This is a genomic window from Methylocaldum sp. GT1BB, assembly GCF_051027545.1.
Classification (GTDB): domain Bacteria; phylum Pseudomonadota; class Gammaproteobacteria; order Methylococcales; family Methylococcaceae; genus Methylocaldum.
Genome location: NZ_CP194902.1, coordinates 161,596 through 182,313 on the forward strand (window position 1 = coordinate 161,596; position 20,718 = coordinate 182,313).

The window sequence follows — 20,718 nt, forward strand, 5'->3', positions numbered from 1 at the left end:
ACAATTATTTGGAGTACAACTCGACAACCAGTTGCTCGTTTATTTCAGCGCCCAGATCACTACGTTCAGGCACTGACTTAAACACGCCCCGCATTTGCTTTGCGTCGACATCCACCCAAGCAGGAAATCCATACTGTTCCAAAACTTGCAGTGCATCTTTAACTCTTAGCTGATTCTTTGCCTTTTCCCGTACTGAGACAACATCTCCTGGCGCGACTTGGTAGGACGGCACATTCAAGACCTTGCCATTAACCGTAATCGCTTTGTGGCTAACAAGCTGGCGCGCTTCGGCCCTGGTGGAAGCAAAACCCATGCGATAGACCACGTTATCTAAACGAGACTCGAGCAGGTTCAGCAAGTTTTCGCCGGTTGATCCCTTTCTGCTCGACGCGGCCTTATAATAATTCCGGAATTGGCGCTCCAATACGCCGTAAATTCTGCGCAGCTTCTGCTTCTCGCGGAGCTGAGTTGCGTAGTCCGACATACGGGCGCGCTTCTGGCCGTGCTGCCCCGGCTGTTGATCGAGCTTGCACTTTCCTTCGAGCGACTTGCCGCGCGATTTAAGAAACAGATCCGTGCCTTCTCTTCTACTGAGCTTGCACTTCGGCCCTAGATATCTAGCCATTTTTCGCCCCTCTGCTTATACCCGCCGTTTCTTTGGAGGACGGCACCCATTGTGCGGTATCGGTGTGTCATCAATAATATTCGTGATCTTAAATCCCATATTATTGAGCGTCCTTACCGCCGACTCTCTGCCTGGCCCAGGTCCCTTTATTCGCACATCCAGATTCTTCACGCCATAATCCTTTACTATGCTTCCCACCTTTTCTGCGGCGACCTGAGCAGCAAACGGCGTGCTTTTCCGAGACCCGCGAAACCCCGAGGCCCCAGCAGTTGCCCATGCGAGCGCATTACCCTTACGATCTGTAATCGTTATTATGGTGTTATTGAATGACGCGCTGATGTGAACAACTCCGTCAGAAATATCTCGTTTAATCCGTTTTGCGGGACGACTAGATGCAGCCATGTCGATGTCTTACCTCGAAACCACTCTTTAGATTTATTTGCGAATCGGCCGTCGCGGACCTTTTCTGGTTCGTGCGTTAGTACGGGTCCGTTGCCCGCGAACAGGGAGACCTCGCCGATGCCGCATTCCACGATAACAACCCAAGTCCATTAGGCGCTTGATATTCATCGCGCTCTCGCGCCGAAGATCCCCTTCCACAACAAACTTCGCAACTTCCTCGCGGATGCGCTCGATATCACTGTCCCCGAGTTCCCTGACCTTAACCGAGGGGCTCAGACCAACATTCTCACAAATCAGTGATGCCCTAGATCTGCCGATACCATAAATCGCCGTAAGCGAAATAACTAGGTGCTTGTGATCCGGGATATTAACTCCCGCAATTCGTGCCATTTATCCTGCCTCCACATCAACTCTCTAGACTTAGGCTGAATCTCGCATCATACCACGTCATTTAAGAATACGCTATTCAATGATTAGCCTTGGCGCTGCTTATGACGCGCATCCTTACATATTATGCGAACAATCCCTTTTCTCTTCAAAATCTTGCAGTTTCGGCAGATCTTCTTAACTGACGCACGAACCTTCATTAAAATTCCCCTGATGATTGTAAACCGTGATTCTAAAACCAGGTTAACTGAGCTTGATATTGGACTTCTTTAGTAAACCTTCATACTGGTGCGAAATGATGTAGGTTTGGATTTGTGACATAAAATCCATTACCACCACCACTATGATCAGCAGAGAGGTTCCGCCGAAATAGAACGGCACGTTCCAATAAACGATTAAAAATTCGGGCAGCAAGCATACAGCGGTAATGTAAATGGCGCCCGCCAATGTCAAACGCGTCATCACGGCATCAATATAGGCTGCGGTTTGCTGGCCAGGCCTGACACCCGGAATAAACGCGCCCGATTTCTTCAGGTTCTCCGCCGTTTCATTCGAGTTGAACACCAACGCGGCATAGAAAAAGCAAAAAAAGACGATCGCGCCGGCGTAGCACAACACGTATAGCGGTTGCCCGGGTGATAAAGTTGTGGCGATATCCTGCAGCCAACCAAGGTTCTTAGTGTTTCCGAACCAACCCGCCAACGTTGCAGGAAATAGGATGATACTAGACGCAAATATCGGCGGTATCACACCCGACATATTCAACTTCAAGGGCAGAAAACTCTTGTGAGCAGCATACATCCGCCGTCCTTCCTGCCGTTTCGCATAATTAATGGTAATCCGCCGCTGCCCCCGCTCAACAAACACGACGAGCGCCGTTACTGCTAGCGCAATACCAAACAGAGCGACGATACTCATCATGCTCAATTCACCGGTTCGCGCTAATTCGAGGGTGCCGCCAACTGCCGACGGAAGCCCAGCCACAATACCGGCAAAAATTATGATAGATATCCCATTTCCAATCCCTCGTTCCGTAACCTGCTCGCCAAGCCACATCAAAAACACGGTTCCGCAGACCAGCGACACAGCCGTGATAAACAGGAAGTGAATTCCCGGGCTAATAACGACAGGGACACCTGAGGCGGATTGGTTTTGTAGCGCAAGCCCGACTCCGATGGCCTGGAACGTTGCGAGAAAAACGGTGCCGTACCTTGTGTACTGGTTGATTTTTTTCCGCCCTGACTCACCCTCTTTTTTTATCTGCTCCAGCTTCGGGATTACGCCTGCCATCAATTGCATAATGATTGAAGCCGAGATATACGGCATGATCCCAAGAGCAAATATACTCAGGCGCTTCAGCGCGCCCCCTGAAAACATGTTCACCATGTCCAGTATCGACCCGCCTTGCTGCGCGAACATCGCAGCCAAAGCCTTTGGATCAACTCCAGGAATGGGAACGTGTGCCCCAATTCGGTAAACGACGAGAGCGCCGATTACGAAGAGAAGCCGTTGGCGAAGCTCTGTGAGCCTACCAAACCTTTCGCTTAGGGTGGAGTTCGCGATGCTCACTTATGCCTCGATTGTGCCGCCAGCCGCTTCGATTTTTGAACGCGCGCCCTTCGTAACTTTAATGCCGACAAGGGTCACCGAGGACGTCAACTCTCCCGAGTCAATAACCTTGACAGAGCGAGCCTGCGCCGGAACCAAATTTGCCGCCTTTAACGCTTGGATATCGACTTTCTCGCCAGCCAGCCGATTAAGTTCGTTTAACCGAACCTCAGCGACGAACGCTTTTACTCTCGATTTAAATCCGACTTTCGGCAGTCTCCGTTGAAGCGGCATCTGTCCGCCTTCGAATCCTACCTTATGAAAGCCTCCGGCTCGGGCTTTTTGGCCTTTATGTCCTTTTCCGCTGGTCTTACCCAATGTAGAGCCAATGCCGCGCCCGACGCGGGTTCTCTTTTTTCTGCTGCCTTCCGACGGCCTAATCGAATTTAGGAACATTTAAGCATCCTCAATCTTGAGCATGTACGCAACCTTGTTGATCATCCCGCAGTTAGCCGGTGTTGCGCTAACGTATACCGGTCGGTGCATACGTCTGATGCCAAGCCCGCGAAGACACGCCTGGTGAGACTTAAGACGCCCGATCTCGCTCTTTATCTGCGTAACTTTGAGTTGCTTCTCGCTCATTTATCTTTCCCCGAACGATTATCTGCCAATTTCCCGCGCTTGGCTGCGATGGAACGAGGGTCTCTGATCTCCGTCAGTCCTTTAATCGTTGCGCGAACGACGTTAATGGGGTTATTTGTTCCAATACACTTGGCAAGCACATTATGTATGCCAACAACCTCGAATACCGCGCGCATCGCACCTCCCGCGATGATCCCGGTACCTTGAGATGCCGGCTGCATAAATACCTTGGCAGCCCCAGTGCTAGCAGTGATTGCGTAATGCAAGGTGTCACCGTTGAGGCTCACCTTACGCATATTTCTCCGGGCTTGCTCCATTGACTTCTGGATCGCGACAGGAACTTCGCGCGCTTTGCACAAGCCATACCCGATCCGACCATTCCCGTCACCAACAACAGTTAACGCGGTGAACCCGAACTGACGGCCGCCCTTTACAACTTTGGCGACGCGCCTGACCGCGACCAACTTTTCCTGAAACCCTTCGGCCGAACTGCTCTGAACGTTTAGGCTCGCCATAACTCCCCCTAAAACCCAAGCCCGGCTTCACGCGCGGCGTCAGCCAATGCTTTGACACGACCGTGATATTTGAATCCTGATCGATCGAAGGCCACATTTGATACTCCCGCCGACAGCGCCCGTTCCGCTATTAGCCTGCCAATCGCTTTGGCCGCCTCAACGTTTCCGGTCGACGCCAAGCTGGCCTTGATATCCGGCTGCAACGTAGATGCCGACGCGAGGACCAGCGCCCCATCGGCGCTCGTTACCTGTGCATAGATATGACGCGGCGTCCGATGGACGGTAAGCCGATTCACGCCTAATGACTTGATGATCGCTCTGGCTTTCGTCGCCCGCTTCAATCTCGCCGATTTCTTATCCATCAATCACCTACTTCTTTTTCGCTTCTTTTCTGACGACTTCCTCTTCCGCGTATCGAACACCTTTTCCCTTATAAGGCTCCGGTGGTCGATATGCTCTGATGTCGGCAGCAACCTGACCCACCCGCTGTTTGTCGCACCCCTTGACCACAATCTCGGTCTGGGAGGGCGTTTCGATCGTAATACCCTCCGGAGCGGTAAGCTCAAGAGGGTGGGAAAATCCCAGCGAGAGACTCAATACGTCTCCTTTCGCTTGAGCCCTATAGCCAACGCCAACCATCGTCAATTTACGAGCGAAGCCAACGCTCACGCCCGTTACCATATTCGCAATGTTTGCACGCGTGCTACCAGCAAGCGCATTAGCTTGTCTATCGGCTTTATCGGCTAAAATCGATATATGACCGTCTGCGATTTCAACTCGAACTTTGGGACTCAAACTGCGAGTCAGCGCACCTTTAGCACCCTTTACGGTGATTACGTCACCGGAAATGCTAGCCTCCACTCCTTTCGGAAGAGCGACCGGATTTTTTGCTATTCTGGACATTGATAAGTCTCTATGCTCGATTACGACACCAGACAGAGGACCTCGCCACCATGCCCACCCTCTCGTGCATCCTTGTCTGTCATAACGCCTTTCGAGGTGGACACGATCGCCGTACCTAGCCCGCCCAGAATCAGGGGAAGCTTGTCTTTCGATCGGTAAATACGACGGCCGGGCTTACTGACGCGTTCGAACTGCTCGATAACGGGCTGCCCTTTGTAATACTTGAGCTGCACACAAAGCGAGGCCTTCCCGGCATCCTGGCTTACCTGATAATCCGTGATGTAGCCTTCGTCCTTCAATACGCGGCATACTGCGATTTTAACGTTCGACGACGGCATAACGACTTCGTTTTTTCCGGCGGCTTGCCCGTTTCTTATACGGATGATCATATCAGCCAACGGATCGGTCATACTCATTTCAAATTCTCCGTAAACAAAACGGTTGGGCTCAGACGGTGATTGGGTCGACGATCCACTCTTACCAGCTTGCCTTCGTCACGCCCGGCACATCGCCGCGCATAACCGACTCACGCAGCTTATTCCGTCCGAGACCGAACTTCCGATAGAACCCGTGCGGCCTACCGGTCAAACTGCACCGGTTGTGGAGGCGCGACGGCGACGCGTCTCTGGGGAGCTGTTGAAGCTTTAGTTGCGCTTGGTATTTCTCTTCATCCGTCGACGACACACTCTGAACGATGGTTTTCAGCTCAGCCCGCTTTTTGTAGTGCTTGCTAACCAACGCTTGACGCTTCTTTTCTCGTGCGATCATAGATTTTTTTGCCATTGCCGTTCCTATGTTCTAAACGGAAACTTAAACTGCTCCAACAGCGCACGGGCTTCGTCATCGCTGCCAGCCGAAGTCGTAATGGTTATGTCGATACCGCGTATAGCGTCGATTTTGTCGTAATCAATCTCGGGGAAGATGATCTGCTCCCGGACACCCATGCTATAGTTGCCACGACCGTCGAATGACCTTGGGCTCAATCCGCGGAAATCTCGAATCCGCGGTATCGCTATATTGACAAGCCGATCCAAAAATTCATACATCCTATCACGCCGCAGCGTTACTTTGCAGCCTATGGGCATGCCCTCTCTGATCTTGAACCCGGCGATTGACTTTCTGGCGATCGTTACGATGGGTTTTTGGCCGGAGATCTTTTGCAGGTCTTCCATCGCGTTCTGGAGTATCTTCTTGTCGGCTACGGCTTCGCCTACTCCCATATTAAGGGTGATCTTTTCCAGTCGCGGAACTTGCATTACCGATTGGTAGTTAAATCGCTTGATCAGCTGCGGAACTACCTGTTCTTTGTAAATAGATTGAAGCCTAGCCATTTCTGTTATCCGCAAAATCAAACGTCAATAACTTCGTTCGTGGACTTGAAATAACGAACCTTTCTACCGTCGGCCAAAAGCTGAAAGCCCACTTTATCGGGTTTGTTTGTTCCCGGGTTATACAGTGCCACATTAGACCGGTGAATCGGCATAGCCTTTTCAACTATTCCGCCATTTATTCCCCTCATCGGAATCGGTCTTTGGTGTTTCCGAACCAGGTTGATACCTTCGACGACGACCCGATCGTCCGAGGACACCGACAAGACCGCACCCCGCTTCCCTTTGTCTTTCCCGGTGAGCACTACAACTTGATCGCCTTTCTTAATCTTTCGCATGACGCAAGGATCCTCGTTAAAGTACTTCAGGTGCGAGCGAAATGATCTTCATGAACTTTTCGGACCGCAGTTCTCGCGTAACCGGCCCGAAAATGCGCGTGCCGATGGGTTGATGCTGATTGTTAAGCAACACTGCCGCATTGCCGTCGAACCGGACAACCGATCCATCTGTCCGACGAACGCCTTTTCTTGTCCGCACAACCACGGCATTGTAAACCTCGCCTTTCTTAACGCGTCCGCGAGGAATAGCATCCTTAACGCTAACCTTGATGATGTCGCCGATGTTTGCATACCGGCGATGCGAACCACCGAGCACCTTGATGCACATGACCTTTTTAGCGCCGCTGTTATCAGCCACATCCAGGTTGCTTTGCATCTGAATCATCTTCGATACCCCTTATTTATTGCCGTTGCCCTTCTCGTTGTCATTTAGTCCGCTCGACCACTCTGTCCAGCATCCAAACCTTTTTCTTCGATAGCGGACGGCAGGAAGAAACAACTACGACGTCACCCTCGTGACACTCGTTATTCTCGTCATGGGCCAACACCTTGCTCGTTCGACGTACGAACTTTCCATAAACTGGATGAGATACCAACCGCTCCACCAGAACCGTGATCGTCTTATCCATTTTGGAGCTGATAACTCTTCCCGTGATGGTACGGGACGTCTTGACTGTTTCGCTCATACTGAAAAGCTCTTTTCGGTTAGAACCGTATTTACCCTGGCGATGTCCCGCCTAATCCCTTGCAGTTGATCCGATTTGGTTAATTGACCGGTAGCCTTTTGCATCCTGAGGTTAAAGCGCTCTCGGTGAAGTTCGAGCAGCATTTCTTTAAGTTCGCCCTCGGTTTTCGATCTAAGTTCGCTGGCTTTCATCACATGACCGTCCGAAACGAAAAAGTTGTCTTTATCGGAAGCTTAGCTGCGGCAAGCTCGAACGCTTCACGCGCTAACTCTTCGCTCACTCCCTCAAGCTCGTAAAGCATCGTGCCAGGCTTTATCTCCGCGACCCAGTACTCCACGCTTCCTTTTCCACTCCCCATTCGAACTTCGAGCGGCTTTTTCGATATCGGTTTATCGGGAAATACGCGAATCCACATCTTTCCACCACGCTTAACATGTCGTGTGATAGCACGGCGCGCGGCTTCAACTTGCCTCGCAGTGATCCTTCCCCTCTCCACGGCCTTCAGACCAAACTCGCCGAAACTGACCCGGTTACCTTTGGTGGCGAGGCCTGTGTTTCTGCCTTTCTGCTGTTTTCTATATTTCGTTCTCTTCGGCTGCAACATGGTCTACTAGCCCCGGTTATACCTCAGATGAAGCGACGCCTTTGGATTCGCTTTCTCCGGTTGAAAAAACCTCGCCCTTGAAAATCCACACTTTCACTCCGATGACTCCGTAAGTTGTCTTCGCCTCGGCGAACCCATAGTCGATATCGGCACGAAAGGTGTGAAGAGGAACACGTCCCTCGCGGTACCACTCACTACGTGCAATTTCTGCGCCGTTCAGCCGCCCGCTTACGTTAATTTTCACTCCTTCGGCACCAAGCCGAAGAGTGTTGGTCACGGCGCGCTTCATCGCACGCCGGAACATGATTCGCTTTTCCAACTGCTGGGCAACGCCTTCCGCCACGAGTTGAGCGTCCAGTTCAGGTTTACGAATTTCCTCTACACTTACCTGAACGGGAATGCCCATCATCGATGACAACTCTCGACGCAAGGCATCGATATCCTCACCCTTCTTTCCAATGACTAGACCAGGTCTTGCCGTGTGGATGGTGATATGCGCATTGTTCGCCGGCCGGTTAATTTGGACACGGCTGATCGATGCGTGTCCAAGTTTCCTTTTTAGGAACTCCCGTACCTTCAAGTCGTTGAAGAGAAACGCCGAGTAGTCCTTGCTGGACGCGTACCAGCGAGAGGTCCAATCTTTGATGTAGCCGAGCCGTATCCCGGTCGGATGAACTTTCTGCCCCATAAATATCCTTTATCGATGCTCTGAGACGTGAATCGTTATATGACATGTACGCTTGAGGACACGATTAGCACGCCCCTTGGCACGTGGCGACATGCGCTTCAGCGTAGGGCCCTCGGCCACTTCGATCACACTGACTAACAACTCGTCCACGTCGGCGCCGTCGTTGTGCTCGGCGTTCGCTATCGCAGATTCCAGCACTTTCTTTAAAATTCGCGCAGATTTCTTCGTGCTATAGCTGAGTAAATCGATCGCCTTGTCGACCCTCAGTCCCCGAATTTGATCGGCCACCAACCTGCACTTTTGAGCAGATACGCGCGTATTGTTTAGCTTCGCTACCGTTGCCATGTTTCACCGCCTCCAATCACTTTGTCTTCTTGTCGGCTTGATGGCCTTTGTACGTTCGAGTCGGGGCAAACTCTCCAAGCTTGTGCCCCACCATGTTGTCGGTCACGAGCACTGGAACGTGTTGGCGGCCATTGTGTACCGCCAAGGTGTATCCGATCATCTCAGGGATGATCATCGAACGGCGAGACCAAGTCTTTATGGGCTTTTTCGCCCCAGACTGCCCCATGTCCGCTACCTTTTTAAGTAGGTGATAATCGACAAACGGTCCCTTCTTAATCGAACGTGGCACGTCTTCTACCTCTCATATCTATTTTTGCTTACGACCCCGCACGATCATGGCGTCGGTGCGTTTGTTGTTTCGCGTCTTATACCCTTTGGTTGGCGCACCCCATGGAGATACCGGGTGTCTGCCACCAGAAGTTCTACCTTCACCACCGCCGTGCGGGTGGTCGACGGGATTCATCGCCACGCCGCGCACGGTAGGCCGAATACCGCGCCATCGGGTAGCTCCAGCCTTACCTAAAGAAATCAAGTTATGTTCGTGATTTGAAACTTCACCGATCACGGCTTTGCATTCGGCAAGCACCTTGCGCATCTCGCTCGACCGCAGGCGGATAGTTGCGTACGCACCCTCTTTTGCAACGAGTTGCGCGGACGCACCTCCGCTACGTGCTAGCTGAGCACCTTTTCCCGGCTTGAGCTCGATGCAGTGAATCAGCGTACCAATGGGGATGTTTCTAATCGGTAAACAGTTGCCAGGGCGTATGGGCGCATACTCCGATGAGACAACCTCGGCCCCGACGGTCACCCCTTTGGGCGCAATGACGTATCGCCGCTCGCCATCTTTGTAAACCACGAGCGCGATATGAGCTGTTCTATTCGGATCGTACTCTATACGCTCAACTCGGCCGGGTATCTCCAGCTTGTCCCGTTTAAAGTCGATCACACGATAAAACTTTTTGTGGCCGCCGCCTTTATGACGCGTCGTCACTCGGCCTTGATTGTTTCGACCGGAATTTCTCGTCTTTTTTTCGACGAGACCTGCATAAGGCTTCCCCTTGTGAAGACCTTCTGTCCGTACTCGAACCACAAACCGTGAACCGGCCGAGGTGGGTTTCGATTTAATTAGCGCCATCTGAAATTCCCGCAATTATTTACTGTTCTATGTTCTCGCGTTTTTCCTACGCTACGGACAGATCGATATCGAATCCCGGCTTCAGTTTCACGTACGCTTTTTTCCAGTCGGAACGTTTACCTATAAACCGCCCGGATCGCTTAACTTTTCCGCCCACATTCAGGACATGAACCGAGGCCACCTTAACATTGAACATGAGTTCAACGGCCTCTTTAATCTGAGGTTTACTCGCGGTCCGTTTTACACGAAAAGCAACCTGACCTGCTTTTTCAGCGGCCGCAGTGCTCTTTTCCGAAATAATTGGCGCCTCGATGACGCTCATTAGTTCCAGCTGTCTCATGCTAGGCCGACCTCAAGTTGCTTTGCTGCTTGTGACGTCAAAATCACTTTCTCGCTATGTACGAGGGCCACCGGATTCACGGAGCTGGCAGTGCACACCAACACGTCTTGGAGATTCCGCGCAGCCAAGAACAAGTTTTCATCAAGCGCATCGGTAACAACCAACCCTCGCTTAAATCCGAGACCTTGAAGCTTCTGAAGAAACTCCTTTGTTTTAGGAGCCGAAGGATGAATATCATCGCTGATATACAACCGCCCTTGACGCAACAGCTCGGACAGAATCGACCGCATAGCAGCCCGGTACATCTTCTTGTTCAGTTTCTGTTCATAGGACCGGGGACGCGCTGCGAATGTAACACCGCCCGTACGCCAGAGAGGGCTTCGAGTTGTACCGGCACGAGCACGACCACTGCCTTTTTGTCGCCACGGCTTCGCACCGCCGCCGCTAACTTCTGAGCGCGTCTTTTGCGCTTTTGTACCGGATCGAGCTCCAGCGAAATACGCAACTACTAGCTGGTGAACAAGAGAATCATTGTAATCCCGCCCAAACACTGCCTCGGAGACTTCGAGCGGCGTGCCGCCATCGACAGCCGATGGAATCTGCAACCCCATATTACCCTCTTTACTTCTTAACAGCCGGCTTAATTAAGACCTCGGCACCTTTCGCGCCTGGCACAGCCCCCTTGATCAGAAGCAACGAGCGCTCCTTATCAACCGCGCACACCTTCAAACTTTGCACGGTGGTCGTGACACTACCAAGGTGTCCGGCCATTCGTTTGCCTTTAAAAACGCGACCAGGCGTTTGGTTCTGACCGATAGAACCCGGCGCACGATGCGATAACGAGTTTCCGTGCGTAGCATCCTGGGTTCTGAAGTTGTGACGCTTAACCACACCCGCAAAACCTTTACCGATACTCATACCCTGAACATCGACGTATTGCCCTTCCTGGAAAATGTCTACGCCCACCTCGGAGCCCACCGAGTATTGACCCGCATCGCCCTCTTCTACACGAAATTCCCATAAACCGCGCCCAGCCTCGACACCCGCCTTAGCGTAGTGCCCGGCCTCCGGCCTGGACAAACGGGACCTCTTCTTAACCCCAGCGGTCACCTGAATCGCCCGGTAACCGTCTGTATCCAATGCCTTGACCTGCACGACGCGATTCGGCTCCACATGGATTACGGAAACCGGCACTGCGGAGCCGTCTTCGGCATAAATACGGGTCATGCCGCACTTCCGCCCAACCAAACCTAACGCCATCGATCGCTCCTAAATACGTCAATTCAACTTTATTTGTACGTCTACGCCGGCAGCAAGGTCGAGCTTCATCAAAGCGTCAACCGTTTTATCCGTCGGCTCAACGATGTCCATCAAACGCTTATGGGTCCTCAGTTCGTATTGGTCGCGCGCGTCTTTATTGACGTGTGGCGAGATGAGAACGGTGTAGCGCTCTTTTTTGGTCGGCAAGGGGATCGGTCCCAAAACCTGGGCACCGGTTCGCTTGGCCGTTTCAACGATTTCGCTGGCAGACTGATCGATCAGTCGATGATCAAACGCCTTCAGACGGATCCTGATTCGCTGTTTTTGCACAGAATTACTCCAACACCTTGGACACGACACCGGCCCCGACGGTCCGGCCGCCTTCGCGTACCGCAAAGCGCAAGCCTTCCTCCATCGCGATCGGCGCGATCAATTTCACCGTGATCTTGACGTTGTCCCCCGGCATGACCATCTCCACCCCTTCCGGCAACTCCACCGCCCCCGTCACATCCGTCGTCCGGAAGTAGAACTGCGGCCGATAGCCATTGAAGAACGGGGTATGACGCCCACCCTCTTCCTTGGACAACACGTAAATCTCCGCTTCAAAATGGGTGTGCGGGGTAATCGTGTTCGGCGCCGCCAACACTTGACCACGCTCCACATCTTCCCGCTTGGTGCCGCGCAGCAACACCCCAACGTTATCGCCCGCCACCCCTTCGTCCAGGAGCTTCCGGAACATCTCGACACCGGTGCAGGTAGTCTTGGTGGTCTCACGCAGACCAACAATGGAAATCTCGTCCCCAACCTTGACCTTGCCGCGCTCGATCCGCCCCGTCACCACCGTGCCGCGCCCCGAAATCGAGAACACGTCTTCGATCGGCATCAGGAACGGCTTCTCAATGTCGCGCTTCGGCTCCGGAATATACGCATCGAGCGCATCCACCAGCTTCAAAATCGCCGGCACACCGATCTCGCTCTGATCCCCTTCCAGCGCCTTCAGCGCCGAGCCACGCACGATCGGAGTGTCGTCTCCGGGGAAATCGTACTTGGACAGCAGCTCGCGCACTTCCATCTCGACCAATTCGAGCAGCTCGGGATCATCCACCATATCGGCCTTGTTCAGAAAGACTACGATATAGGGCACCCCAACCTGACGCGCCAACAGGATGTGCTCACGGGTCTGCGGCATCGGACCATCCGCGGCCGAGCACACCAGAATGGCACCATCCATCTGCGCCGCACCGGTAATCATGTTCTTGACGTAGTCGGCGTGACCGGGGCAGTCGACGTGCGCATAGTGTCGTGTGGGGGATTCATATTCCACGTGCGCCGTCGCGATCGTAATGCCGCGCGCCCGCTCTTCCGGCGCCGCATCGATCTGATCGTATGCCTTGAATTCGCCACCAAAGCGCTCCGCACCCACCTTGGTCAGAGCCGCCGTCAGGGTCGTCTTGCCATGGTCAACGTGACCAATCGTCCCGACGTTCACATGCGGCTTTGTGCGCGTAAATTTCTCTTTGGACACGACCTGGATACCTCGCTACTTCTTATTTTCTAAACATTAACCCACAGATGCCTTCTTAATCACCGCGTCCGCAATGTTCGCAGGGGCTTCTTGGTATTTCTTGAATTCCATCGAGTAAGTGGCTCGACCCTGACTTAATGAGCGCAGAGTGGTCGAATAACCAAACATTTCCGCCAAGGGAACTTCCGCCTTCAGCACCTTGATGCCGGCATTATCTTCCATCCCGAGCACCATGCCGCGCCGCCTGTTCAAGTCACCCACGACATCACCCATATAATCCTCCGGCGTCTCGACGTCCACACTCATGATGGGCTCAAGCAGGACCGGATTGGCCTTACGGGCACCCTCTTTGAAACACATCGAGCCAGCGATCTTAAATGCCATTTCGCTGGAGTCTACGTCGTGGTACGAACCGTCGAACAGCGTGACTTTTACGTCAACAACGGGGTAGCCGGCTAATATACCATTTTGCAGTTGCTCTTGCACACCTTTATCCACCGCCGGAATATATTCCTTCGGAACAACGCCGCCTACGATCCCGTTGACAAACTCGTAACCGCCAGTCTCTAACGGCTCGATCCGCAACCACACGTGCCCATACTGACCGCGCCCACCGGTCTGGCGAATGTATTTCCCCTCTTGCTCGACCGACTTGCGGATGGTTTCCCGGTAGGCCACCTGGGGCGCACCCACGTTGGCTTCAACCTTAAACTCGCGCTTCATTCGGTCGACGATAATCTCCAGGTGCAACTCCCCCATGCCGGAGATAATGGTCTGCCCCGACTCTTCGTCAGTGTGAACGCGAAAAGACGGATCTTCCTGAGCCAGTCGCTGCAGCGCGAGCCCCATCTTTTCCTGGTCACTCTTGGTTTTCGGCTCCACCGCAACCGATATTACCGGCTCAGGGAACTCCATTCGCTCGAGAACCACCGGCTTATCCACAGCCGAAAGGGTCGTCCCGGTAACAATATCCTTCAAGCCGACGCAGGCAGCAATGTCGCCAGCGCGAATCTCTTTTATCTCCTCACGGGTATTGGCATGCATGCGCAACAATCGACCGATGCGCTCTTTGTTTCCGGATTGCGAATTAATTACGCTATCGCCGGAGCTCAATACACCCGAATAAACCCGAACAAAGGTCAGGGTACCCACGAACGGGTCGGTCATAATTTTGAACGCAAGCGCCGAAAACGGCTCATTATCTTCCGATCTGCGCTCAACAGGCTGCCCGGAATCCGCATCCGCTCCTTTTATAGGAGGCACATCCACCGGGGACGGCAGATAGTCGACAACCGCGTCCAACATGGCCTGCACACCCTTGTTCTTGAAGGCGGAGCCACAGAGCATTGGAACGATTTCGAGGCCGATAGTCCGCTTACGGAGCCCGCCTTTAATCTCGTCTTCAGAGAGCTCACCCTGCTCCAGATATTTATTCATCAACTCTTCGTCAGCCTCGGCCGCAGCCTCGACCATCTTTTCCCGCCACTCAACAGCAGCGTCCGCGAGCTCTGCGGGAATGTCCGCATACACAAACGTCGCGCCGTGGTCTTCTTCGTTCCACACAATAGCCTTCATCTTCACAAGGTCGATTACGCCTTTGAACGAATCTTCAGCACCAACGGGAATTTGAATCGGAACCGGGTTCGCGCGCAGACGCTCACGCATCTGCTTATAAACCTTAAAAAAGTCCGCCCCCGTCCGATCCATTTTGTTTACGAACGCGATGCGGGGAACGCCATATTTCGTAGCCTGGCGCCACACCGTTTCCGACTGGGGCTGAACACCACCAACCGCGCAGTAGAGCATGCAAGCGCCATCCAAAACGCGCATAGAACGCTCTACTTCGATCGTAAAATCGACGTGCCCAGGAGTATCGATAATATTGATACGGTGCTCAGGATAGTTGAGACCCATACCCCGCCAATAGGTCGTAGTCGCCGCAGAGGTGATGGTGATACCACGCTCCTGCTCCTGCTCCATCCAGTCCATAGTAGCGGCGCCATCATGAACCTCACCGATCTTGTGATTTATGCCGGTATAAAACAACACACGCTCTGTGGTGGTAGTCTTACCCGCATCAATATGCGCGGAAATCCCGATGTTCCGGTATCTCTCGATTGGAGTCGTGCGTGCCACTGCTTTAACCTTCGCTAACCTAATTGGAGATAAGAAGTCACTGCTTACCAGCGATAATGAGAGAATGCTTTGTTTGCCTCTGCCATTCGGTGCGTATCTTCACGCTTCTTCACAGCCGATCCGCGATTCTCGTTCGCATCGAGCAGTTCGGCGGCCAACCTCATGACCATACCCTTCTCACTCCTCTTGCGAGCAGCATCGATTAGCCAACGCATAGCCAAAGCAGCCCTACGCGCCGGACGAACCTCAACTGGAACCTGATAGGTAGCCCCACCAACGCGACGCGACTTGACCTCCACCAGGGGCTGAACGTTTTCCAGGGCCTTGGTCAACACATCCAGGGACGATTGACTGGTCTTGGCAGAAATGTGATCCAAAGCACCATAGACCACCTTTTCAGCCACGGACTTTTTTCCGTCCAACATCAACATATTGACGAAACGAGCCAGTATTTCGCTGCCGAAGCGCGGATCCGGAATAACTTCTCTTCTTTGAGCGACTCTTCTTCTAGACATAACGCAACCTGGAACTCAGTTAACTTTTCGGTCTTTTCGCACCGTACTTGGACCGCCCTTGGCGACGCTTTTGAACGCCCGCAGTATCAAGACTACCTCGAACAATGTGATACCTCACACCCGGCAAGTCTTTTACACGACCACCCCTAATTAAAACCACGGAGTGCTCCTGCAAATTGTGACCCTCTCCACCAATGTAGCTGGTCACCTCAGCACCGTTCGTCAGGCGAACACGAGCCACTTTTCTCAAAGCGGAATTCGGTTTCTTAGGCGTAGTTGTATAAACGCGCGTACATACGCCACGCCTTTGAGGACAACTGTCCAGGGCCGGCACATTGCTTTTGTCTTTTTTTCTGACTCGCGGCTTCCGAACCAACTGGTTTATCGTGCTCATTACCAAACTCCAAAACTTTTTCGCTCAACCTTCGGAAAAATCGTCACCAGAAACCTTGCCCACCCAAAACGTTAAAAGGCGCTGGTAAAGCGGCGAAATTTAAAACTAAAAAACCGACTTGTCAACATCACGCGACCGAAACCTAAAAACCCCAGAATCGCGAGACACAAAGAAATTGTCACTTCGAGAAACATCCCTTCTTAGCTGCTCCGAGATCTACGGAGGAATAAACTAGAACCGCGAACTTGGACGCTACCCACAATCCAATTACCCTCAATCCCGGCTCACAATGACGATCGAGCACATCAACGCATCTTCACAGCCCATCACACCAATCACCGCGGACTGATGACACCCAAGAAGACAGAAGGGATAAGAAAGAAACCTTGCCAGGACCGCCCCGCGACCCCAGAGATCGCACGATGACTTCTTACTCGCGAGCCTGACACCAAAAAGCGAACAGAACTCACAACATGGAAATGTGGCTCCCCCGGACGGGCTCGAACCGCCGACCCGCTGGTTAACAGCCAGCTGCTCTACCGACTGAGCTACAGGGGAACAAATTGAGTCGTGGGATTATAGAAACAGACCAATCCCCTGTCAAACCCCACGCAAACCGTACAAGATGGCGCGCCTGGAGAGATTCGAACTCCCGACCACCTAGTTCGTAGCCAGGTACTCTATCCAACTGAGCTACAGGCGCGCGGCAGAAGGCGTATTATGAATTATGGCACATGCCTCGTCAAATTATTTTTCTTAACAACTTCACCGCTTCTGATAGTTGCACCGGCCCTAACCGGAAAAGATCACGCACCAGCAAAAACGAATCAGAGCACTCCCACAGCAAACCTCTACCCATGCCTTGCCCGCAGGTGATGCCGATTCAATGCGAGCCACTGAAGACCTATGATGGGAATAGCGGCCTCAATTCGGCCCCGACTAAGCCAGTCCATCGCTTGATCGAAGCTCGCCACGCGAGCCAGAATATCTTCGTGCTCCTCTTCAACACCGTGAATACCACCCAAGCCCCGTGAGTCGACGATTCCACAATACAGCGTAATTTTTTCCGAACAACCGCCGGGCGTCGGAAAAAACTCGGCAATACGAATAAGCTCAGTGATTTCACATCCCGCCTCCTCGGCGGCTTCGCGATAGGCGACGTCTTCTGGACTTTCCCCTTGTTCGAAGGCTCCCGCCACGATTTCGAGCAACCACGGATCCCCATTCACAAACATGGCTCCGACCCTGAACTGCTCGATAAGCACCACTTGATCCGCCACAGGATCATAGGGAATAACGGCAACGCTCCTGCCACGATGAAACAACTCCCTATCCAAATAGTCACTCCAGCCTCCACGAAACAATGCATGCCTAAATCGTATGCGCGACAGACTGAAGAATCCGCGATAGATCGGCTCTTCCTTGATCAACTCGAACGCCTTGTCGATTTCATTCATAATTGCGCCGACCTAGTTCAAATAGGTGCCGGCCGATACAGCAGTGCGCAGCATGTGGCCGAATGTGATACCAATGCGACTTGTGACGCGGTCCCAAAGATTTTCCTCCGGTGTGTAATTGACCATATCCTTGGCACCGATCACCGATTCTGCAACAGAACGGACATCCCCAAGCCCATCCGCTAGTCCGAGCTTAATACCTTCGTCACCCGTCCAAACCAGCCCCGAATACAGTTCAGGAGTATTCTCCTTGAGGCGTCCGGCCCGCCCTTGACGGACGGCATCGATAAACTGTTGATGAATTGCATTTAACACCGATTGCACATGTTCTTTTGCCACGGGGTCGACCGGCGAAAAAGGATCGAGAATCGCCTTGTGTTCTCCGGCCGTCATTACTCTGCGCTCGATACCGAGTTTGTTAATAGCATCCACGAATCCGAAGCTGTCCATGATTACGCCGATCGATCCGACAATGCTCGATTGGTTGACGAAGATCTTATCGGCAGCGGAGGCAATGTAATACCCACCAGAAGTGCACATATCCGCAACCACCGCATAAATCGGGAGCTCCGGTTTTAGTTTTTTTATCCGTCGAATCTCCTCGTAAACGTAAGCCGACTGAACGGGGCTACCACCTGGCGTATTCATGCGCAATATGATCCCTTTTGCACCAACTGCTTCCGCGGCTGCCCTAAGTCCTTCGATAATGGCATCGGCATTAGCCTTTTCCCCGGCGGCGATCATCCCCGCCACGTCAATAACAGCTGTATGACTTTTCTCCCCCCTACTACGCTGATCCGACAACGGTTGTGCAACCAACCAAAGCGCAACGCCAAAGTAGGCCAGCATAAGCAGCTTAAAAAATATTCCCCAGCGCCTCGCCTGTCGCTGTTCCGTAAGAGACGCCAACAGCACTTTTTCCAGCGTATCGCGCTCCCATGCGGGTGAAGGCGTCGGTGTTTCCGGCTCTTGCTCGATTTCACTCATGTCGCGTTGGTCCATAGCGTTATCTCAGTCGACTTCGTTTGCCTCAGATTCAAACCAAAGTAATTCGTCAGCTCAGAATTTCCAGAAGGTCGGTAGTCCGCTCTATACATGCCAAAGGATCAAACTCAGCCAACTCGAACAAATCATTCGCACCGCATCCGACACCTACCGCAGCGACCCCGGCATTGTGAGCCATGCGCAGATCATGAAGCGAATCACCCACCATTAAAGTCCTCTCTCGGGCGATGCCGGCTTCAGACATGAGTTGAAAGAGCATTTCCGGGTTCGGCTTGGAAACCGTCTCATCCGCACAGCGGGTCGAATGAAAAAACAGCTCCGTCCCAGTTGCGGCAAGCGCATGATTCAACCCCGCGCGGGTCTTCCCAGTAGCGACCGCAAGGCGGTAACCGCGCCCCCTCAACTCCGTCAACAGATCGAGCACACCAGCGAATAAACCATCCGCACTAATTATCCTGTCACCGTAATGACGGCGATAACCTTCCGCCAAGCGGCGCGCCATTTCGGAAGGATATTCGGGAAATAAAGCCTCCATCGCCTCCATCAACCCGAGACCTATGACGGATTTAGCCTCTTGGTCAGACGGAATAGGGAGACCGCAGCCGTGCGCAGCCCGCTGCAAGCAATCCACGATCCATCCGACCGAGTCGAACAGAGTGCCATCCCAATCAAAAACCAAAAGATCGAATTGGTTCCTCATCGCGGCAGCACTTTAAGAAATTCGGAAAGCTCCTGATCAAGCGGAGCCTTTACCTCGATCGGAGTGCCCGTACGCGGGTGGAGAAAAACCGTTTCCAAAGCGTGAAGAAAAAGACGTTTCAAACCAAGTCGACGAAACTCCCGATTGACTTTCTCATCGCCGTACCGCTCATCGCCGACAATGGGATGCCCCATAGATTGAGCGTGGACCCGAATTTGATGGGTTCGCCCAGTAACCGGACGTGCCTCAACTAGCGTCGAATCAAAATAGCGCTCCCTTCGCCTGAATTCGGTAACTGCGGGCTTACCCTCGCGCGCGACCTTAACCATCCGTTCGCCGCTCTGCAAGACATTCTTTTTTAACGGCGCATCCGCAATCCATCGCGCTCTCGCCCACACTCCGGCAAGCAGTGCCAGGTAAACCTTCTTTACTTCGTCACCACGAAATTGCGCGTGCAGAGTTCGCAGGGCACTGCGCTTCTTGGCGATCAGCAAACAACCGGAGGTATCTCGATCCAAACGGTGCACAAGCTCCAAGAACCGTGCCTCCGACCGGATTTCCCTCAACCCTTCGATCACACCGAAACTCAATCCACTACCGCCGTGCACGGCCATGCCAGCAGGTTTATTAAGGACCAAAAGATCATCGTCCTCGTACAAAATGCGAGGCTCCAAACGGGCTCGCACGAAAGTCTCCGGAATTTGGCTGGGATTGCTCATCGTTACCCTAATCGGTGGAACACGGATCACATCCCCCGTATCCAGCCGATCTTGGGCCTGAATGCGTCCGCCATTTCGGCGGACTTCACCGGTACGCAAAATTCGATAAATATGGCTTTTCGGCACTCCCTTAAGGCGTGTGAATAGAAAGTTGTCGATTCGCTGCCCCGCGCTCTCCTCATCCACTTCGATCCATCTGACAGAGGCGCCACTCAATGCTTGTTTCATAGGAACATAATATCAGCTTTGCCCAGCCAAATTGATGACTCTCCTTAAGATTGTTATAGTTAGCTTACGGTTGACAGCAACCGAACGCCTAGTAGTTATCCGGACCGTGCCCGGTGGTGATAGCCCATGAAGAATTAGAACGGCCTGGACTAAATGGTCGATAAGAATGCCTATAAAGCAATCTGTCTCGGGGCTACATGACATGGGGCGGGAGAATCGTAAGTTTCGCGGTTAAATGAGGACGCCGTCGCGCAGAGCGGCGGGATACGACTCGATTTTCGAGGTAGCGGGGC

34 protein-coding genes and 2 tRNA genes are annotated in these 20,718 nt (G+C 52.8%); all 36 read right to left on the reverse strand.

The window, feature by feature from the left end; translation table 11 throughout:
• Positions 1–4 precede the first annotated feature (4 nt).
• Entirely contained in the window at positions 5–625 is a 621-nt protein-coding gene (gene rpsD, locus ACR2TX_RS01970; protein WP_077731292.1) for a 30S ribosomal protein S4, read from the reverse strand.
• A gap of 15 nt (positions 626–640) precedes the next feature.
• A complete protein-coding gene (gene rpsK / locus ACR2TX_RS01975) occupies positions 641–1,027 on the reverse strand; it encodes a 30S ribosomal protein S11 (protein ID WP_077731293.1) in 387 nt (128 codons plus the stop codon).
• Between the two features lie 33 nt (positions 1,028–1,060).
• On the reverse strand, positions 1,061–1,417 hold the full coding sequence (gene rpsM / locus ACR2TX_RS01980) for a 30S ribosomal protein S13 (RefSeq protein ID WP_077731294.1): 357 nt from the start codon (positions 1,415–1,417) through the stop codon (positions 1,061–1,063).
• A gap of 83 nt (positions 1,418–1,500) precedes the next feature.
• Complete coding sequence (rpmJ, locus tag ACR2TX_RS01985; protein ID WP_077731295.1) at positions 1,501–1,614, reverse strand: 50S ribosomal protein L36; 114 nt, start codon at positions 1,612–1,614, stop codon at positions 1,501–1,503.
• Positions 1,615–1,657: 43 nt separating this feature from the next.
• Positions 1,658–2,983 (reverse strand): preprotein translocase subunit SecY, encoded by a 1,326-nt coding sequence (gene secY, locus ACR2TX_RS01990; protein ID WP_077731296.1) that lies wholly within the window; start codon positions 2,981–2,983, stop codon positions 1,658–1,660.
• A complete protein-coding gene (rplO, locus tag ACR2TX_RS01995; protein WP_077731297.1) occupies positions 2,984–3,418 on the reverse strand; it encodes a 50S ribosomal protein L15 in 435 nt (144 codons plus the stop codon). It abuts the gene before it with no gap.
• On the reverse strand, positions 3,419–3,604 hold the full coding sequence (gene rpmD, locus ACR2TX_RS02000; protein ID WP_077731298.1) for a 50S ribosomal protein L30: 186 nt from the start codon (positions 3,602–3,604) through the stop codon (positions 3,419–3,421). It lies immediately after the preceding gene.
• The gene (rpsE, locus tag ACR2TX_RS02005; RefSeq protein ID WP_086135210.1) at positions 3,601–4,119 is read right to left on the reverse strand and encodes a 30S ribosomal protein S5; all 519 of its coding nucleotides are present in this window, start codon (positions 4,117–4,119) and stop codon (positions 3,601–3,603) included. Before rpsE ends, rpmD begins: the two co-directional genes overlap by 4 nt.
• An 8-nt stretch (positions 4,120–4,127) precedes the next feature.
• Positions 4,128–4,481 carry a 50S ribosomal protein L18 gene (rplR, locus tag ACR2TX_RS02010; protein WP_077731300.1) on the reverse strand — a complete coding sequence of 118 codons (354 nt, stop codon included), beginning with the start codon at positions 4,479–4,481 and terminating at the stop codon, positions 4,128–4,130.
• A gap of 7 nt (positions 4,482–4,488) precedes the next feature.
• Positions 4,489–5,022, reverse strand: coding sequence for a 50S ribosomal protein L6 (gene rplF, locus ACR2TX_RS02015; protein ID WP_077731301.1), 534 nt, complete (start codon positions 5,020–5,022; stop codon positions 4,489–4,491).
• A 20-nt stretch (positions 5,023–5,042) separates the two neighbouring features.
• Positions 5,043–5,438 carry a 30S ribosomal protein S8 gene (rpsH, locus tag ACR2TX_RS02020; RefSeq protein ID WP_077731302.1) on the reverse strand — a complete coding sequence of 132 codons (396 nt, stop codon included), beginning with the start codon at positions 5,436–5,438 and terminating at the stop codon, positions 5,043–5,045.
• Between the two features lie 61 nt (positions 5,439–5,499).
• Positions 5,500–5,805 (reverse strand): 30S ribosomal protein S14, encoded by a 306-nt coding sequence (gene rpsN / locus ACR2TX_RS02025; protein WP_077731303.1) that lies wholly within the window; start codon positions 5,803–5,805, stop codon positions 5,500–5,502.
• Positions 5,806–5,813: 8 nt separating this feature from the next.
• Positions 5,814–6,353, reverse strand: coding sequence for a 50S ribosomal protein L5 (gene rplE, locus ACR2TX_RS02030; protein WP_077731304.1), 540 nt, complete (start codon positions 6,351–6,353; stop codon positions 5,814–5,816).
• A 17-nt stretch (positions 6,354–6,370) separates the two neighbouring features.
• A complete protein-coding gene (gene rplX, locus ACR2TX_RS02035; RefSeq protein ID WP_434131032.1) occupies positions 6,371–6,688 on the reverse strand; it encodes a 50S ribosomal protein L24 in 318 nt (105 codons plus the stop codon).
• Between the two features lie 16 nt (positions 6,689–6,704).
• Positions 6,705–7,073, reverse strand: a complete 369-nt coding sequence (gene rplN / locus ACR2TX_RS02040; RefSeq protein WP_077731306.1) for a 50S ribosomal protein L14 — start codon at positions 7,071–7,073, stop codon at positions 6,705–6,707.
• A gap of 40 nt (positions 7,074–7,113) precedes the next feature.
• Positions 7,114–7,374: a 30S ribosomal protein S17 gene (gene rpsQ, locus ACR2TX_RS02045; RefSeq protein WP_086135209.1), complete on the reverse strand. Its 261-nt coding sequence runs from the start codon at positions 7,372–7,374 to the stop codon at positions 7,114–7,116.
• Positions 7,371–7,565, reverse strand: coding sequence for a 50S ribosomal protein L29 (gene rpmC, locus ACR2TX_RS02050; RefSeq protein WP_077731308.1), 195 nt, complete (start codon positions 7,563–7,565; stop codon positions 7,371–7,373). Before rpmC ends, rpsQ begins: the two co-directional genes overlap by 4 nt.
• Entirely contained in the window at positions 7,565–7,978 is a 414-nt protein-coding gene (gene rplP / locus ACR2TX_RS02055) for a 50S ribosomal protein L16 (RefSeq protein WP_077731309.1), read from the reverse strand. The genes rpmC and rplP overlap by 1 nt, the downstream gene beginning before the upstream one ends.
• A gap of 16 nt (positions 7,979–7,994) precedes the next feature.
• Complete coding sequence (gene rpsC, locus ACR2TX_RS02060) at positions 7,995–8,666, reverse strand: 30S ribosomal protein S3 (RefSeq protein ID WP_077731310.1); 672 nt, start codon at positions 8,664–8,666, stop codon at positions 7,995–7,997.
• A 9-nt stretch (positions 8,667–8,675) separates the two neighbouring features.
• Positions 8,676–9,011, reverse strand: coding sequence for a 50S ribosomal protein L22 (rplV, locus tag ACR2TX_RS02065; RefSeq protein ID WP_077731311.1), 336 nt, complete (start codon positions 9,009–9,011; stop codon positions 8,676–8,678).
• A gap of 16 nt (positions 9,012–9,027) precedes the next feature.
• Positions 9,028–9,300, reverse strand: a complete 273-nt coding sequence (gene rpsS / locus ACR2TX_RS02070) for a 30S ribosomal protein S19 (RefSeq protein ID WP_077731312.1) — start codon at positions 9,298–9,300, stop codon at positions 9,028–9,030.
• An 18-nt stretch (positions 9,301–9,318) separates the two neighbouring features.
• Positions 9,319–10,146 (reverse strand): 50S ribosomal protein L2, encoded by an 828-nt coding sequence (gene rplB / locus ACR2TX_RS02075; RefSeq protein ID WP_077731313.1) that lies wholly within the window; start codon positions 10,144–10,146, stop codon positions 9,319–9,321.
• A 46-nt stretch (positions 10,147–10,192) separates the two neighbouring features.
• Positions 10,193–10,486, reverse strand: a complete 294-nt coding sequence (rplW, locus tag ACR2TX_RS02080) for a 50S ribosomal protein L23 (RefSeq protein ID WP_086135208.1) — start codon at positions 10,484–10,486, stop codon at positions 10,193–10,195.
• The gene (gene rplD / locus ACR2TX_RS02085) at positions 10,483–11,085 is read right to left on the reverse strand and encodes a 50S ribosomal protein L4 (protein WP_434132390.1); all 603 of its coding nucleotides are present in this window, start codon (positions 11,083–11,085) and stop codon (positions 10,483–10,485) included. The genes rplW and rplD overlap by 4 nt, the downstream gene beginning before the upstream one ends.
• Positions 11,086–11,107: 22 nt before the next feature.
• A complete protein-coding gene (rplC, locus tag ACR2TX_RS02090; RefSeq protein ID WP_086135207.1) occupies positions 11,108–11,746 on the reverse strand; it encodes a 50S ribosomal protein L3 in 639 nt (212 codons plus the stop codon).
• An 18-nt stretch (positions 11,747–11,764) separates the two neighbouring features.
• Entirely contained in the window at positions 11,765–12,076 is a 312-nt protein-coding gene (rpsJ, locus tag ACR2TX_RS02095; RefSeq protein WP_026609162.1) for a 30S ribosomal protein S10, read from the reverse strand.
• Between the two features lie 4 nt (positions 12,077–12,080).
• Positions 12,081–13,271, reverse strand: coding sequence for an elongation factor Tu (gene tuf / locus ACR2TX_RS02100; protein ID WP_086133754.1), 1,191 nt, complete (start codon positions 13,269–13,271; stop codon positions 12,081–12,083).
• Between the two features lie 36 nt (positions 13,272–13,307).
• Entirely contained in the window at positions 13,308–15,407 is a 2,100-nt protein-coding gene (fusA, locus tag ACR2TX_RS02105; protein ID WP_077728353.1) for an elongation factor G, read from the reverse strand.
• Positions 15,408–15,451: 44 nt separating this feature from the next.
• The gene (gene rpsG / locus ACR2TX_RS02110) at positions 15,452–15,922 is read right to left on the reverse strand and encodes a 30S ribosomal protein S7 (RefSeq protein ID WP_077728354.1); all 471 of its coding nucleotides are present in this window, start codon (positions 15,920–15,922) and stop codon (positions 15,452–15,454) included.
• Between the two features lie 19 nt (positions 15,923–15,941).
• On the reverse strand, positions 15,942–16,316 hold the full coding sequence (rpsL, locus tag ACR2TX_RS02115) for a 30S ribosomal protein S12 (RefSeq protein WP_077728355.1): 375 nt from the start codon (positions 16,314–16,316) through the stop codon (positions 15,942–15,944).
• 482 nt (positions 16,317–16,798) lie between these two features.
• Positions 16,799–16,874 (reverse strand) — tRNA-Asn (locus tag ACR2TX_RS02120).
• A gap of 68 nt (positions 16,875–16,942) precedes the next feature.
• Positions 16,943–17,019, reverse strand: a tRNA-Arg gene (locus ACR2TX_RS02125).
• 148 nt (positions 17,020–17,167) lie between these two features.
• Complete coding sequence (locus tag ACR2TX_RS02130; RefSeq protein WP_077728532.1) at positions 17,168–17,764, reverse strand: NUDIX domain-containing protein; 597 nt, start codon at positions 17,762–17,764, stop codon at positions 17,168–17,170.
• 21 nt (positions 17,765–17,785) lie between these two features.
• Complete coding sequence (locus tag ACR2TX_RS02135; protein ID WP_434131033.1) at positions 17,786–18,775, reverse strand: S49 family peptidase; 990 nt, start codon at positions 18,773–18,775, stop codon at positions 17,786–17,788.
• Positions 18,776–18,827: 52 nt separating this feature from the next.
• A complete protein-coding gene (locus ACR2TX_RS02140; RefSeq protein WP_434131035.1) occupies positions 18,828–19,478 on the reverse strand; it encodes an HAD family hydrolase in 651 nt (216 codons plus the stop codon).
• The gene (gene rluC, locus ACR2TX_RS02145) at positions 19,475–20,425 is read right to left on the reverse strand and encodes a 23S rRNA pseudouridine(955/2504/2580) synthase RluC (protein ID WP_434131036.1); all 951 of its coding nucleotides are present in this window, start codon (positions 20,423–20,425) and stop codon (positions 19,475–19,477) included. Before rluC ends, ACR2TX_RS02140 begins: the two co-directional genes overlap by 4 nt.
• Positions 20,426–20,718 lie beyond the last annotated feature (293 nt).